Annotated in this window: 12 protein-coding genes; 3 read left to right on the forward strand and 9 right to left on the reverse strand. The window is 65.7% G+C overall.

Annotated features, from left to right (window positions below):
- The first annotated feature begins 111 nt into the window (after positions 1-111).
- Both G0P99_RS07530 and G0P99_RS07535 read left to right on the forward strand, forming a co-directional pair.
- Complete coding sequence (locus G0P99_RS07530) at positions 112-846, forward strand: glutamine amidotransferase (protein ID WP_164128770.1); 735 nt, start codon at positions 112-114, stop codon at positions 844-846.
- 68 nt (positions 847-914) lie between these two features.
- Positions 915-2,576 (forward strand): FAD-binding dehydrogenase, encoded by a 1,662-nt coding sequence (locus G0P99_RS07535; RefSeq protein ID WP_164128771.1) that lies wholly within the window; start codon positions 915-917, stop codon positions 2,574-2,576.
- A gap of 41 nt (positions 2,577-2,617) precedes the next feature.
- Here the strand turns inward: G0P99_RS07535 and G0P99_RS07540 are convergent, their stop codons facing one another.
- From G0P99_RS07540 to mgtE, 8 genes are all read right to left on the reverse strand, one after another.
- Positions 2,618-3,043, reverse strand: coding sequence for an ester cyclase (locus G0P99_RS07540; RefSeq protein ID WP_164128772.1), 426 nt, complete (start codon positions 3,041-3,043; stop codon positions 2,618-2,620).
- 155 nt (positions 3,044-3,198) lie between these two features.
- Positions 3,199-4,389: a YgcG family protein gene (locus G0P99_RS07545; protein ID WP_164128773.1), complete on the reverse strand. Its 1,191-nt coding sequence runs from the start codon at positions 4,387-4,389 to the stop codon at positions 3,199-3,201.
- 57 nt (positions 4,390-4,446) lie between these two features.
- Positions 4,447-5,181 (reverse strand): YbaY family lipoprotein, encoded by a 735-nt coding sequence (locus G0P99_RS07550; RefSeq protein WP_164128774.1) that lies wholly within the window; start codon positions 5,179-5,181, stop codon positions 4,447-4,449.
- A gap of 103 nt (positions 5,182-5,284) precedes the next feature.
- Positions 5,285-7,063: an SLC13 family permease gene (locus tag G0P99_RS07555; protein ID WP_164128775.1), complete on the reverse strand. Its 1,779-nt coding sequence runs from the start codon at positions 7,061-7,063 to the stop codon at positions 5,285-5,287.
- A gap of 44 nt (positions 7,064-7,107) precedes the next feature.
- The gene (locus G0P99_RS07560) at positions 7,108-8,031 is read right to left on the reverse strand and encodes a DMT family transporter (RefSeq protein ID WP_164128776.1); all 924 of its coding nucleotides are present in this window, start codon (positions 8,029-8,031) and stop codon (positions 7,108-7,110) included.
- Complete coding sequence (locus G0P99_RS07565) at positions 8,028-8,840, reverse strand: TIGR00282 family metallophosphoesterase (RefSeq protein ID WP_164128777.1); 813 nt, start codon at positions 8,838-8,840, stop codon at positions 8,028-8,030. Before G0P99_RS07565 ends, G0P99_RS07560 begins: the two co-directional genes overlap by 4 nt.
- A gap of 177 nt (positions 8,841-9,017) precedes the next feature.
- Positions 9,018-9,575 (reverse strand): 5-formyltetrahydrofolate cyclo-ligase, encoded by a 558-nt coding sequence (locus G0P99_RS07570; protein ID WP_164128778.1) that lies wholly within the window; start codon positions 9,573-9,575, stop codon positions 9,018-9,020.
- A gap of 10 nt (positions 9,576-9,585) precedes the next feature.
- Positions 9,586-10,980, reverse strand: coding sequence for a magnesium transporter (gene mgtE, locus G0P99_RS07575; RefSeq protein WP_164128779.1), 1,395 nt, complete (start codon positions 10,978-10,980; stop codon positions 9,586-9,588).
- A 137-nt stretch (positions 10,981-11,117) separates the two neighbouring features.
- Between mgtE and guaD the strand changes: the two genes are divergently transcribed.
- Entirely contained in the window at positions 11,118-12,401 is a 1,284-nt protein-coding gene (gene guaD, locus G0P99_RS07580) for a guanine deaminase (protein WP_164128780.1), read from the forward strand.
- A gap of 52 nt (positions 12,402-12,453) precedes the next feature.
- Here guaD and G0P99_RS07585 read toward each other — a convergent pair whose 3' ends face one another.
- Positions 12,454-13,788, reverse strand: a complete 1,335-nt coding sequence (locus G0P99_RS07585; protein WP_164128781.1) for an 8-oxoguanine deaminase — start codon at positions 13,786-13,788, stop codon at positions 12,454-12,456.
- Between the last annotated feature and the right edge of the window lie 61 nt (positions 13,789-13,849).

A 13,849-nucleotide genomic window follows, 5' to 3' on the forward strand; every position in this document is an offset into this window, starting at 1 on the left:
TGCTCTCTTCATTTCGCCCCAAATACTCCGGAGCGCGAGGCAGAGCCTCGCTTGCCCGCTGCTGGCCATGTGCGCTTGCCCGGCAGGGCACTGCGCGTTAGACGAAGCGCCATGAAACGCTTTCTGATCCTGCAACTGCGCCCCGAAACCGATGCAGCCGATGCCGAGTTCGCCTCGATCCTCGACAAATGCGGGATCGGGCCGGAACGGGCGCATCGCATCCGGCTGGATTGCGAGGACCTGCCCGAGGGGCTGGATGTGACCGATTACGCGGGCGTCATCGTCGGCGGCGGCCCCGGCTGTGTCAGCGACGATCCCGCCACCAAGCCCGCGACCGAAGCGCGTATCGAAGCGGCGATCCTGGGGCTGATGCCGCAGATCACCGGTGCTGATCATCCCTTCATGGGCTGCTGTTACGGTCTGGGCGTGCTGGCGGTGCACTTGGGCGGAGATGTCAGCAAGGTGCGCTATGGCGAGCCGGTCGGCCCTTCGACCTGCACCCTGACCGATAGCGGCGCGACCGATCCGCTGACCGCTGGCCTGCCCCCGGTTTTCGACGCCTATGTCGGCCACAAGGAGGCGGTGCAGGCGCTGCCGCCGGGCTGCACCCATCTGGTTGCCTCAGGCCCCTGCCCCTTTCAGATGATCCGCTGGGGCGAGAATGTCTATGCCACCCAGTTTCACCCGGAAGCGGATGCGCATGATTTCGAACAACGCATCCAGATCTACAAGGATCATGGTTATTTCCCGCCCGAGGATGCCGAACGGCTGATCACGCTCTGCCATTCGGCCGAGGTCACTGCCCCGGGCGAGATCCTGCGCCGCTTTGCCCGGCGCTATGGCTGACCCAACGGCGCCGTTGCCTGTTGCCCCGCCCCCGTCCTAGGCTGACACCAGGACAAGGGAGGATGGATATGGGCGCGAATACCGCCGATGCGATCATCGTGGGCAGCGGGCTGGCCGGGCTGGTTGCCGCCGCCGAACTAGGCGACCGGGGCAAGCGGGTGATCCTGCTGGACCAGGAACCCGAGAGTTTCCTGGGCGGTCAGGCCTTCTGGTCGCTGGGCGGACTTTTCATGGTCGACACTCCTGAACAGCGCCGCATGGGCATTCGCGACAGCGCCGACCTGGCCCTGCGCGACTGGCTGGGCAGCGCGCAGTTCGACCGCGCCGAGGACGCCTGGCCCCGCAAATGGGCCGAGGCCTATGTGGAATTCGCCGCTGGCGAGATGCGGCCCTGGCTGCATGCGATGGGCCTGCGCTGGTTCCCGGTGGTGGGCTGGGCCGAGCGCGGCGGCTCCTATGCCAATGGGCATGGCAACTCGGTCCCACGCTTTCACATCACCTGGGGCACCGGGCCGGGCGTTCTGGCGCAGTTCCAGCGCCGGGTGCGGGACCACGTGGCGGCAGGCCGGATCGAGATGCGGTTTCGCCATCAGGTCAGCCATATCATCATGCAGCACGGTGCCGCGACCGGGGTCTCGGGCGAGGTTCTGGCAGATGACAGCGCCCAACGCGGGCAAAAGACCAACCGCGACGAGGTGGGAGAGTTCGAGGTCTATGCCCCCTCGATCCTGGTCACCTCGGGCGGGATCGGCGGCAATTTCGACCTGGTGCGCAAAGCCTGGCCGCGCGACCGGCTGGGAGAGCCGCCGCGCGACATGGTGGCGGGCGTGCCGTTCCATGTCGATGGCCGGATGATCGCGATTTCGGAACGGGCGGGCGGCCATGTGATCAACGGCGACCGGATGTGGCATTACACCGAGGGCGTGCGCAACTGGGATCCGATCTGGCCCGACCACGGCATCCGCATCCTGCCCGGCCCCTCGTCGATGTGGTTCGATGCGCGCGGCAACCGGCTGGCGCCGCCCTGCCTGCCGGGGTTCGACACGCTGACCACGCTACGCGAGATCCTCAAGACCGGATACGAATACAGCTGGTTCGTGCTGACCCAGAAAGTGATCAAGAAGGAATTCGCGCTCTCGGGCTCGGAACAGAACCCCGATTTCACCTCGGCCAGATGGTCCGAGGTGATCCGCCAGCGCATCCTGTCGGGTAAGTCCGCAACTGCGCCGGTGGAGGCTTTCAAGCAGCATGGCGAGGATTTTGTTGTCGCCCACAGCCTGAGCGAATTGGTGCGCGGCATGAACCAGCTGGGCGAGGTGCCGATCGACGAGGCCCATCTGCGCACCCAAATCGAGGCGCGCGATGCGCAGATGGACAACCCATTCACCAAGGATGCGCAGATCATGGCGATCCATGCCGCGCGCAACTATCGCGGCGACCGGCTGATCCGCACCGCCAAGCCGCACAAGTTCCTCGACCCCGCCAATGGTCCGCTGATCGCGGTGCGCCTGCATGTGCTGACCCGCAAGACGCTGGGTGGGCTGCATACCAATCTGGATGGCCAGATGCTGGGCGCCGATGGTCGGGTGGTGCCGGGCCTTTTTGCGGCGGGCGAGGTCTCGGGGTTCGGCGGCGGTGGATACCACGGCTATAACGCGCTCGAAGGCACCTTCCTGGGCGGCTGCATCTTCTCGGGCCGCAATGCCGGGCGGTCGCGGGCCATGGCCTGAGGATCAGGCAGAAGCCCGCATTTGGTCCGCCCCGAAAAGTCCTAGTCCATAAAACCCAGCTGGCGGACAATTGTGGCACTGTCGTAATAGTCGCGCCCTTCGACCACCTTGCCATCCCGAACACGCATGACCGAGCAATAGCGCACCTCGGCCCGCCGACCGGTCGGCTGGAAATCACCAAGGCTGGACCGCAGAACCCCGGTATGCGTCCCGGTGTTGCGGAATTCGACCGTCGCCCATTCGCCACATTGGCTGACGATCACATTCTCCACCTTGCACAGCCCGTCGGGAAAGGCCTCGCGCCAGCGATTGTAGTCAGCCTTGTAAGCTTGTTTCCCCGGCAGTTTTTCACCGCGCGCTATGTCTTCGAAATCGCAATCCTCGGCGATCACGGCTGCACCGCGCTCGGGGTCGCGCAGGTCCCAGGATTCGTGAAACTGGCGCACAACCTTTTCGGTTGGATGCATGGCTTTGCCTCCCTTGCCATATGGGGGTAAGGGTACCCGTCCGGCTTGGCTTGTGTCGAGGGTGCTCTCCTTCGAGCAGACCACCCTGCCCCCATCCTCTTGCTAAAAATATCCCGGGGTGAATGCGGCGCAGCCGCAGAGGGGCAGCGCCCCTGCTACCAGCTGCCCGAAGCGCCGCCGCCCGAGGAGGAGCCGCCGCCGAACGACGACCGCCCCGAGCCACCTCCATTGCTCTCGCTGATCCTGGGGATCGTGCGGGTCTCGCTGTTGTGATAGGCGCAATGTCGGCAATCGTAATCCACCCGCTTGCGCCCCTCGCGCGATTTGGTGGCGGCGGTCAGCACGGTCGAGGTGGTCGAGAGCGTGCGATAGTTGCATTGCGGACAGGCGCCAAAGGAAGAGAACCAGCTTTTGTACCGGTGAATGTCGATATGGCCGCATCCCGGGCAATGCCAGACATCGTAATCGACGGATTTGAGGAATTCCTCCAACCGCTGGCCGCCGTCGAGATGTTCGTCATCGGCCTCTTCCCCGGCGCGGATCATCATCGTGCGGCATTGCGGACAGGGGCGCGGGCGGGTGCGCAGATAGCGGCGCACCCAGAGCGCCAGCCCGCCCAGCGGCACCAGCACCAGCGCCAGCACCCATTCGCCGATCCTGTCGACCGCGCGCGCAATCCAGGACCAGCCGCGCTGTGCGGTGCCCATGTCCCAGGCGCCGGGATAGCTGCCGGTCAGCTCGCGCACGGTCTCGTCCACCCCGGCCTCGATCCCCTTCTGGTATTCGTCGCGACGGAAGTACGGCAGGAACCCTGTGTCGATCACCCGTTGCATCCGGGCGTTCCAGCTCATGTCGTAGCCCGCGCCGATCTCGATCCGCATGCGCCGGTCATAACGCGCGACCAACACCAGCACCCCGTCGTTGCGGCTGGCGTTGCCGATCCCCCAGGCGTTGAACAGCCCGGTTGCAAAGGGCTCGATCTCGCCTTGGTGGCCATATTGCCCCATGTTGTCGATGGTCAGCACCGTCATCTCGATGCCCGCGTAATCGTAGAGGTCGATCAGGACCTGGCGGATGCGGCTTTCCGCATCCTCATCCAGCAGGTCGGCATAATCGTTGACATAGACATCGGCATAGCCGGGATAGGTCGCGCCGTCCGCGCCGGTGACGGTGCGCGCGGATTTTTCGATTTCGGATTTAACCGTTTCCGCGGCCTCGGCAGGCGGATTGGGCGGCACGACCGAGACCGGGCGCGTCAGCAGGCCGATGCCATAGCCGATCGCCCAGCCAAGAAACAGCACCACCCCGGCGATGGTCAGCGCCATGCGGATGTCCTGTTTCGTCATGCCTGCCCTCCTGGCTTTGCCGCAGCATAGGCACAAGCCGGGCGGGCGGCCAAGGGGTTACGGCAGCCGTGTCAGGCGCAAGACCTCGGCCCCGTCCGCATCGGTCAGCATCAGGGTGTCACCGTCGACGATAAACCCCGCCACCCGCGGAAAGGCCGCCAGCAGCGCCCGGTCCAGCGCTTCGGCGGGCTCGGGGCAGGCCATCAGGGTGCCGGCCATATTGGCCGGCAGGGTCAGCTTGTTGCCCGAGATTTCGGCCTTGCCCCGGAAACTGTTGCAGGCGCCGCGCAGCCCCAGGCCGCCATCGTCGGCAAAGGCAAGCTCGGGCCGTTTTTCCGCCTCGACCGGCGCGCCTTCGAGGTGGGACAGGCGCCAGGAGCTGTTCTCCAGCGGGTTAGGGGCCGCCTGCACGACCCGGACCAGCATCAGATCCACGCTGTCGCCCGCCTCGCGGGTCAGCACCGGGTAATGCGTGTCGGTGGTGAAAAGCAGCTTGTCCCCCACCAGGATGCGGGCCGAGACCGAATAGCTCATCGCAGGGTCGATCAGCGCATCGTCATAGACCAGTTCAAAGGCCTGCGGCACGCCGGTCATCGCATAGCGGCGGGCCGACAGGACCGTGGCCGCCACATCCATCCGCGAGACGTCAAGCAATTGCACATCCAGCACCGCACCGGGTGGCAACGCGATCCGCTCGCGATACCCAGCGGTTCCGGTCACCGTTCCCGCCATTGCGCTGCCTCCGATCAGGGCGCCCAGGCAGAGCGCCGCCCATCCAAAAAACCGTTTCATGCCACCAAGACCTCTCGATTTTGAAGCGGACCCAACCCAACAGATCGGGCCAGCGCGTGTACATTCAAGTCAGGCGTGTGGAAACGCTGCGTTCCACGCCCAGTTAAAGCGGCCAGATAAACGGGATCAAGGCCGAGACCAACAGGCCCATGCTCAGGTTCAGCGGAATGCCGACCTTCATGAAATCGGTAAAGCGATAGCCGCCGGGCCCGTAGACCAGCATGTTTGTCTGATACCCGATGGGGGTGGCGAAGGAGGCCGAGGCCGCGATCATCACCGCCACCACCAGCGGGCGCGGGTCGAGCCCGGTCGCCTGCGCAAGACCGATGGCAATCGGGGTGACAACCACGGCCACCGCATTGTTCGACACCAGTTCCGTCAGAACCGAGGTCAGCAGGTAGATCGCCCAGATCACCAGGAAGGGCGGCAGGTTGCTCAGCCCCGGTGCGATGGCCTCGACGATCAGCCGCACCGCGCCAGAGCTTTCCAGCGCCGCGCCGATGGCCAGCATGGAAAAGATCAGCGCCAGCAGACGCCCGTCGACAAAGGAGAACGCCTCGTCCGCGTCGATGCAGCGGGTGGCCAGCACCAGTGCCACGGCCACGATCGACAGCATCAGGATCGGCGCAACACCCAGGCCCGCCAGCGCCACGATCCCCACCAGCGAGGCCACCGCGATGGGCGCGTGGCCACGCCGGTAGGCGCGCGCCGAGGGATGCGAGACATCGACCATCTCCATATCCGCGGCCAGCCGCTGGATATCCACGGGGGATCCTTCGAGCAGCAGCGTATCGCCCACCTTGACGATCAACTCGTCCAATTGGCGGCCGATGTTCTGGTTGCGGCGGTGCACTGCCAGCACGTAGACGCCATAGCGGCGGCGCAGGCGCAACTCGCCCAACGACCGGCCCACCATACGGCAGCCGGGCGTGATCAGCACCTCGACCGTTGTCGTCTCGACCGCCGAGACCTGGTCGACGCGCTTCAACTCCTTGTTGCGTTGCAGGCTCAGAAGCTCGGTCATCTGGGTGCGCAGCACCACCCGGTCGCCCACCTGCAACTCGACCCCCTTGAGGTTGCGGCGGAGCGACAAGTCGCCCCGGATCACGTCAATGAGCCGCACGCCGGGCCGTTTGAACAGCTGCACCCCCGTCACCTCGCGCCCGATCAGGTTGCTGTCCGGGGGGATTACCGCCTCGGTGAAGAATTTCATCTTGGACTTGTCGGACAGGAGCATCGCCATGCTGTCGCGTTCAGGCAGCAGACGGGGGGCGATGAAGCGCAGATAGATCATGCCCCAGGCCACCACCGCAATGCCCAGCGGCGTGACCTCGAAGATCGAGAACGCCTCCATCCCCTGCGACCGCGCCACGCCATCGACCAGCAGGTTGGTCGAGGTCCCGATCAGCGTCAGCGTACCGCCCATGATCGCGCCATAGCTGAGCGGGATCAGCAGCTTGGAGGCGGCGACATCAAGCGTGCGGGCGATCTGCACGAAGACCGGGATCATCACCACCACGACCGGCGTGTTCGAGACAAAGGCCGAGGCAACCACGACAAAGGCCATCAGGAGGCCGATGGCAAAGCGGGCATTGGTCTGGGCCTGCCGCTGTGCAATCGAGGTGAAGGCATCGAGCGCGCCGGTGCGCACCAGTGCCCCCATGATGATGAACATGGCCGCGATGGTCCAGGGTGCCGGGTTCGACAGCACCGGCAGCGCCGCGTCATAGGGCAGAACCCCGGTCACCAGCATCACCGAGACGCCCAGAATGGCCACCACCTCGGTCGGGAACACCTCGCGCAGAAACAGTACAAACATCGCCGCCACAATCCCCAGGGTCAGGATCGCGCTGCCGGTTTCACTCAATGTCAGGAATTGCATTTCGAACTGTTATGATCCAATCGGGCCTGGCATCAGTGCCGGCGTCAAGTTTCCCGTATCGTTCCCGTCTGGGCAAGCCCATCCTTGGGCCGGGGCTGTACCAGGAACACGCCCAGCAGGATCAGGCCCATGGCCGCCCAGATATAGGGCGAATAGCTCTCTCCCAGCAGCGCCATGGCCCAGAGCACCCCGGTCGCGGTGACGACATAGCTGACCTGAACCGCAAAGACGGCGCCGGCCTGCCCCACCAGCCAGACATAGCCCGCATAGGCAAAGACATGGATCAGCGACGAGGCGATCAATGCCCATTCGGGCGCGCGCCAGGGCGCCAGCGGCGAGATGAACTGGCCCGAGGCCAGCGCCAGCGGCAGGGCAATCGCGGCGCCCATCAGCGAGGCGCCGAACAGCACCTGGATCGCGTCAAGCCCGGCCGTGCCCCAGCGCGAGACATAATTGCCCTCGACCGCGTAGCAGAGCGGCGCCACAAGCGCCAGCGGCAGCCAGGCCAGCATCGACCGGTCGGGCAGGCTCGCCTCGGGCAGCACCAGCAGCAGGACCCCCGCCAGCCCGGCCGCCAGGCCGCCGAAACGGCGCGTGCTGAACGGCTCCAATCCCAGCCCCAGGGCAATCGGGAAAGCCATCATCGGGATCAGCGACATCAGGATCGACATCAGCCCCGACGGCAGATGCGCGATGGCCCGGTAAGAGGCCGCGTTGGGCACCAGCGTGCCCACCAGCGCGATGATCAGGCAAACCGCCAGGGTCCGCCGGGTCACCGGCAGGCCGCGCCCGCGCAGCAAGGAAACACCGGCCATGACGCCCGCACCGATCACCAGTTGCCAGAAGATCAGACCCAGCGGCTGATACCCGGTGCTGACCGCGATCTTGGTCAGCGGCTGGGTCAGGCCCCAGCCGGTCCCAAACAGCAGCAAGAGGCCGATATGAAAGGCCAGCGTGCGGCGGGTCATGGGCCGGATTGTTCCAGCCGGCCGCCCACGCGCACCATCGCGATCCGGGTCGCGGCGCCGGTGCGGTCGTCGGTCTCGACATAGACGCCCGACACCGTTGCGGCGCCCAATGCCGGAGTGAAACGGGTTTTGGCCATGCCGGTGATGAACCGGCGCATCGGCTCGGCCTTGTCCATGCCGATAACCGAATCGTAATCGCCGCACATGCCCGCGTCGCTCAGGTATCCGGTGCCGCCCGGCATCACCATCGCATCCGCCGTCGGCACATGGGTATGCGTCCCCACCACCAGGCTGGCGCGCCCGTCGCAGAAATGGCCCATCGCCATTTTCTCCGAAGTCGCCTCGCAATGCATGTCGACGATCACCGCATTGGCCATGCCGCCGCGCGGATGCGACTTCAGCACCGGTTCGATGGCCGAAAACGGATCGTCATAGGGACGCTTCATGAAGACCTGGCCCAGCACCTGCGCCACCAGCACCTTGCGCCCGCCCGGCGCGTTGAACAGGCGATGCCCCCGCCCCGGCGCGCCCTTGGCATAGTTGATCGGGCGCACGATGCGGCTTTCGCCCTCGATGTATTGCAGCATGTCCTTCTGGTCGAAAGCATGATCGCCAAGGGTCAGGCAATCTGCCCCGGCATCGAGCAGCAGCTTGGCATGCTCACCCGACAGGCCCATGCCGTTCGAGGCGTTCTCGCCATTCACCACCACAAAATCAAGCTTCCACTCTGCCCGCAGCCGCGGCAGGTGCTCAACCACCGCCGCGCGCCCGGCACGGCCCATCACATCGCCAAGAAAGAGTATCTTCATGTCCCCGGTCCTAGGCGGCGGCGCGCCTTCGGGCAAGCGGGAAATGCAGGGGGCGCTGCCCCCGGCGCCTTCGGCGCCTCCCCCGGAGTATTTTCAACCAGAAAGAAGCAGGCGCGGGATCGGGCTTCTTTCTGGTCAAAAATACTCAATGCGCGCGGGCCGAACCCGGGCGAAAGGTCAAAAGCTCAGCACCCGGCTTTCGGTGACCACCATATCAAGCGGCTGGTCGGTGGGTTCCAGCGGCAGCGCCTCGGCCTCTTGCGCGTCGAAGGCGAAACCGATGGCGAGCGTGGCGCGTCTGGCCCGCAATCCCTGCAAGGTACGGTCATAGAAACCGCCGCCATAACCCAATCTGCCGCCCTGCGCGTCAAAGGCCACCAGCGGCACGATCAGAATCTCGGGTTCCATCCAGTCGTCGATTTCCGGCACCATGGCCCCAAACGGCCCCTCGCGCAGCGGGCCGTCCGGTTCCCAGCGCGAAAACCGCAAGGCCAGCCCTGCGCCCTGAATGACAGGAACGCCCACGGGACCGTGGGCGGCGGCCTCGGCCATGGCGGGCAGCGGGTCGATCTCGGTCCGGATCGGCATGTAGCCCGACAGCGGCACGCCGCGATAGCCAGCCAGGACTTCCGACAGCCGCCCCGCAGCACCCGGGGGACGCGCATCGAAGGCCAGTTTACGGCGGGCAAAAGCCGCCTTGCGGGCAGCGGCCTTGATCTCGGTCAGGTCGTCCATGCGGGAGCCTTTACAACAGGAAGACGGAAGCCAGCCCCAGGAACGCGAAGAACCCCACCACGTCGGTAACGGTGGTGACGAATGTGCCCGAGGCCAGCGCCGGATCGACTCCGGCCTTTTCAAGAAGCACCGGAATGCCGGTGCCCGCCAGCCCGGCCACGACCAGATTGACCACCATTGCGGCAGCGATGACGATGCCCAGCATCGGCAGGCCGAACCAGACATAGCCGACCAGCCCCATCACCACGGCAAATACCAGCCCGTTGGCCAGGCCCACCACCACCTCGCGCCGGATCACCCGGCCCAGGTTCGACCCCGTAAGGTCGCGGGTGGCGAGCGCCCGCACCGCCACCGTCAGGCTCTGGGTACCGGCATTGCCCCCCATGGAGGCCACGATCGGCATCAGCACGGCCAGCGCCACGACGCTGGCGATCGTGTCCTCGAAGATCGAGATCACCAGCGAGGCCAGGATCGCGGTCGCCAGGTTGACCGCCAGCCAGGGCAGGCGCTGGCGCGTCGTCTCGACCGCCGTGTCGGACAGGCTGCTTTCCTCGCCGACACCGGCGAGGCGGAGGATGTCCTCTTCGTGGCCCTCGTCCAGTACGATCATCGCATCGTCGATGGTGATCATGCCGACCAGCCGGCCCTCGGCATCGACCACGGGCGCCGAGATCAGGTGGTACTGGTTGAAGGCATAGGCGACATCTTCCTCGTCCTGATCGACGGGAATGATCTGAAACGTCTCTTCGGCGAGGTCGGCAAGCGGGACCTCGCGCCGGGACGACATGATCCGGCCCAGGGTCACGTTGCCGATGGGATGCAGGCGCGGGTCGACCAGCACCACGTGATAGAACTGGTCCGGCAACTCGTCCGAGTTGCGCATGAAGTCGATGACCTCGCCCACCGTCCAGTGTTCGGGGGCCATCACCACCTCGCGCTGCATCAGGCGGCCAGCGGAGCCTTCGGGATAGGTCAGCGACTGTTCGACCGCGACCCGGTCGGCATCGTCCAGCGCGTCGAGGATCGCCACCTGCTCGGTCTCTTCGAGATCCTCGATCAGGTCGACCACATCGTCGCTGTCCAGTTCGCGCACCGCCTCGGCCAAGACCTCGGGCGTCAGCTGGCGGATCACGTCCTCGCGGATGCCCTCGTCAAGTTCGGACAGGATCTCGCCATCGAACTCGCGGTCGTAGAGACGGATCAGGTCCGCCCGGTCCTGGGCGTCGATCTGTTCCAGAAGGTCGGCGATGTCGGCCGCGTGCAACGGCTCCATCAACTCGATCAGACGCTCACGATTGCCTACCTCGACCGCCTCGAGAATCTCGGCCACAAGCTCGAGATCGAGCTCATAGGCGTCCTCGTCGCGGGGCTTTTCCAGATCGGGTGTGTCGGAACCTGTGCTCATGGTTAGCCCCTATGCGAATTGGCCGCGAATTTGAAGAAGCAGCTATCAGAAAACAATGACAATGGCGCAATTTACCGCCGGGCCGGGAATGTTTTAGGGTAGCGTCCGTTTTGTGATGCGCAAAGGAGGTCCGGACGATGACCGGCAAGACGATCCTCAGGGGGCAGGTCCTGTCCTTTGCCCGCTCTCCGTTCGAAGGCGCGCCCGCGGATGCGGTACAGGTCGATGAGGCCGTGCTGATCGACGGGTCGCATATCGCGGCTGTCGGCACGCTGGCTGCGATGCGCGCGGCAGCACCGGAAGCCGCCGAGACGAACCATGGCGCGCATGTCATCCTGGCCGGTTTTGTCGATGCCCATGTGCATTATCCCCAGACGGCGATGATCGCCAGCTGGGGCAAACGGCTGATCGACTGGCTCAACACCTATACCTTTCCCGAGGAGCGCAAGTTCGCCGATCCGGCCTATGCGTCCGAGATCGCCGCGCGCTATCTGGACCTGACGGCGGCGCATGGCACCACCACCATGTGCAGTTTCTGCACCATCCATCCCGAGAGCGTGGAGGCCTTCTTTTCCGAGGCGCAGGCGCGCGGGCAGCGGGTGGTGGCGGGCAAGACCTGCATGGACCGCAACGCCCCCGAATTCCTGCGCGACACGGCGCAAAGCGCCTATGACCAGTCCAAGGCGCTGTTGCAGAAGTGGCATGGGGTGGACCGGATCTCTTACGCGATCACGCCCCGGTTCTCGCCCACTTCCACACCGGAACAGCTGGATGCGATGGGCGCGCTCTGGGCCGAGCATCCCGATTGCCTGATGCAGACCCATCTGAGCGAACAGACCGACGAGATCGAATGGGTCAAGGGGCTCTACCCCGAGGCGCGGGATTACCTGGACACCTACGAGCAGCACGGGCTCTTGGGTGGGCGTGGGCTCTATGGCCATGCGATCCACTTGGAAAAGCGCGAGCGCGACCGGCTGCGCGAACATGGTGCCGGGCTTATCCATTGCCCGACCTCGAACACCTTCATCGGCTCGGGCCTCTTCGACATGGCCGGGCTGATGGGTGAGGGGCAGCGCATCGGGCTGGCCACCGATACCGGTGGCGGGTCCAGCTTTTCCATGCTGCGCACCATGGCGGCGGCCTATGAGATCGGCCAGCTGCGCGGCGTGCCGCTGCATGCGGCGCAGCTGTTGTGGCTGGCCACCCAGGGCTCGGCCCGGGCGCTGCGGATGGATCACCAGATCGGCAATATCGCAGCCGGGATGGAGGCCGATCTGGTGGTGCTCGACCTCGCCTCCACCCCCGCCATCGCCCAGCGCAGCGGGGTGGCGGACAACCTGTGGGAGGCGCTGTTTCCGACCATCATGATGGGCGATGACCGCGCCATTGCCGAGGTCTGGATCGGCGGCAGGCGGGTCTGACCGCCCTGCGGGCGGGCCTCCGGCGGGAGTATTTTTTGCGAAATGAAGGGGCTCAGCCCATCAGGGTGCGGGCGAGACTGTTCTGGCGTTCGATCATGCGCGGCAGGTCGATGGTGGTGATCTGGCCGTCGCGCACGATCTGGCGGCCTTCGACAAACAGGTGCTTGACCCGGGTAGGTCCGGCCAGCAGCAGCGCCGCCGGATCCCAGCTGCCCGCGCTATCAATGCCCGAGACATCCCAGACCGCGATATCGGCACGTTTGCCCAGCTCGAGCCGGCCGCAATCGGGGCGGCCCAGCACATCGGCGCCGCCGCGGGTGGCGATCTCCAGCGCCTCGCGGGCCGACATGGCATTGGCGCCCCGCGCCACCCGTTGCAGCAGCATCGCCTGCCGCGCCTCACCCATCAGGTTGCCGCTGTCGTTGCTGGCCGAGCCGTCGACCCCCAACCCCACAGGCACGCCCGCGTCGCGCATCGCACGCACCGGGGCGATGCCACTGCCCAGACGGCAGTTGGAACAGGGGCAATGGGCGACGCCGGTGCGTGAGCGGGCGAAGAGGTCGATCTCGGCCTCATCCAGCTTGACGCAATGGGCGTGCCAGACATCCGGGCCGATCCAGCCCAGATCCTCGGCATATTGGCCGGGGAGGCAGCCGAACTGCGCCAGACTATAGGCGATATCCTCGTCATTCTCGGCCAGATGGGTGTGCAGCATCACGCCCTTGTCGCGCGCCAGCAGGGCGGCGTTACGCATCAGTTCGCGGCTGACCGAGAAGGGCGAACAGGGGGCAAGGCCCACGCGGCACATGCTGCCCTCGCCCGCATCGTGATAGGCATCGACCACCCGGATCATGTCGTCCAGGATCGCGGCTTCACCCTCGACCAGCGTATCGGGCGGCAGGCCACCGGCGCTTTCGCCGATGCTCATGGCGCCCCTTGTGGGGTGAAAGCGCAGGCCAAGCTCGGTCGCGGCGGCGATGGTATCGTCAAGCCGCGCGCCGTTGGGGTAGAGATACAGGTGATCGGAACTGAGCGTGCAGCCCGACAGCGCCAGCTCGGCCAGCCCGATCTGGGCCGAGACGAACATCTCCTCGGGCCCGAAACGGGACCAGATCGGATAGAGCGTCTTGAGCCAGCCAAAAAGCAGCGCATCCTGCCCCCCCGGCACCGCGCGGGTCAGGCTCTGGTACAGGTGGTGATGGGTGTTCACGAGGCCCGGCGTGACCACGCAGCCGCGCGCCTCGTGCACCGCGCCGGTGGTGACGAGGCCTTGGCCGATGGCCGCAACGACCCCGTCCCGGATCAGGATATCGGCGCCGGAGAGTTCGCGGCGCTCGGCATCCATGGTCAGGATGCAATCGGCATTACGGATGATAATTTCGGACATAGCTACACACTTCCCTATCGCACCCGTTTCATAGAAGTGTGTGATGCGCCGATGGAAAACG

This window comes from Ruegeria sp. PrR005 (genome assembly GCF_010500245.1).
GTDB classification, from domain to species: Bacteria; Pseudomonadota; Alphaproteobacteria; order Rhodobacterales; family Rhodobacteraceae; genus Ruegeria_B; species Ruegeria_B marisflavi.

What these genes read in the sequence shown, in the direction of transcription:
- G0P99_RS07530 (WP_164128770.1), top strand. Translation starts at nt 112, where the DNA reads ATGAAACGCTTTCTGATCCTGCAACTGCGCCCCGAAACCGATGCAGCC.
- G0P99_RS07535 (WP_164128771.1), top strand. Translation starts at nt 915, where the DNA reads ATGGGCGCGAATACCGCCGATGCGATCATCGTGGGCAGCGGGCTGGCC.
- G0P99_RS07540 (WP_164128772.1), bottom strand. Translation starts at nt 3,043, where the DNA reads ATGCATCCAACCGAAAAGGTTGTGCGCCAGTTTCACGAATCCTGGGAC.
- G0P99_RS07545 (WP_164128773.1), bottom strand. Translation starts at nt 4,389, where the DNA reads ATGACGAAACAGGACATCCGCATGGCGCTGACCATCGCCGGGGTGGTG.
- G0P99_RS07550 (WP_164128774.1), bottom strand. Translation starts at nt 5,181, where the DNA reads ATGAAACGGTTTTTTGGATGGGCGGCGCTCTGCCTGGGCGCCCTGATC.
- G0P99_RS07555 (WP_164128775.1), bottom strand. Translation starts at nt 7,063, where the DNA reads ATGCAATTCCTGACATTGAGTGAAACCGGCAGCGCGATCCTGACCCTG.
- G0P99_RS07560 (WP_164128776.1), bottom strand. Translation starts at nt 8,031, where the DNA reads ATGACCCGCCGCACGCTGGCCTTTCATATCGGCCTCTTGCTGCTGTTT.
- G0P99_RS07565 (WP_164128777.1), bottom strand. Translation starts at nt 8,840, where the DNA reads ATGAAGATACTCTTTCTTGGCGATGTGATGGGCCGTGCCGGGCGCGCG.
- G0P99_RS07570 (WP_164128778.1), bottom strand. Translation starts at nt 9,575, where the DNA reads ATGGACGACCTGACCGAGATCAAGGCCGCTGCCCGCAAGGCGGCTTTT.
- mgtE (WP_164128779.1), bottom strand. Translation starts at nt 10,980, where the DNA reads ATGAGCACAGGTTCCGACACACCCGATCTGGAAAAGCCCCGCGACGAG.
- guaD (WP_164128780.1), top strand. Translation starts at nt 11,118, where the DNA reads ATGACCGGCAAGACGATCCTCAGGGGGCAGGTCCTGTCCTTTGCCCGC.
- G0P99_RS07585 (WP_164128781.1), bottom strand. Translation starts at nt 13,788, where the DNA reads ATGTCCGAAATTATCATCCGTAATGCCGATTGCATCCTGACCATGGAT.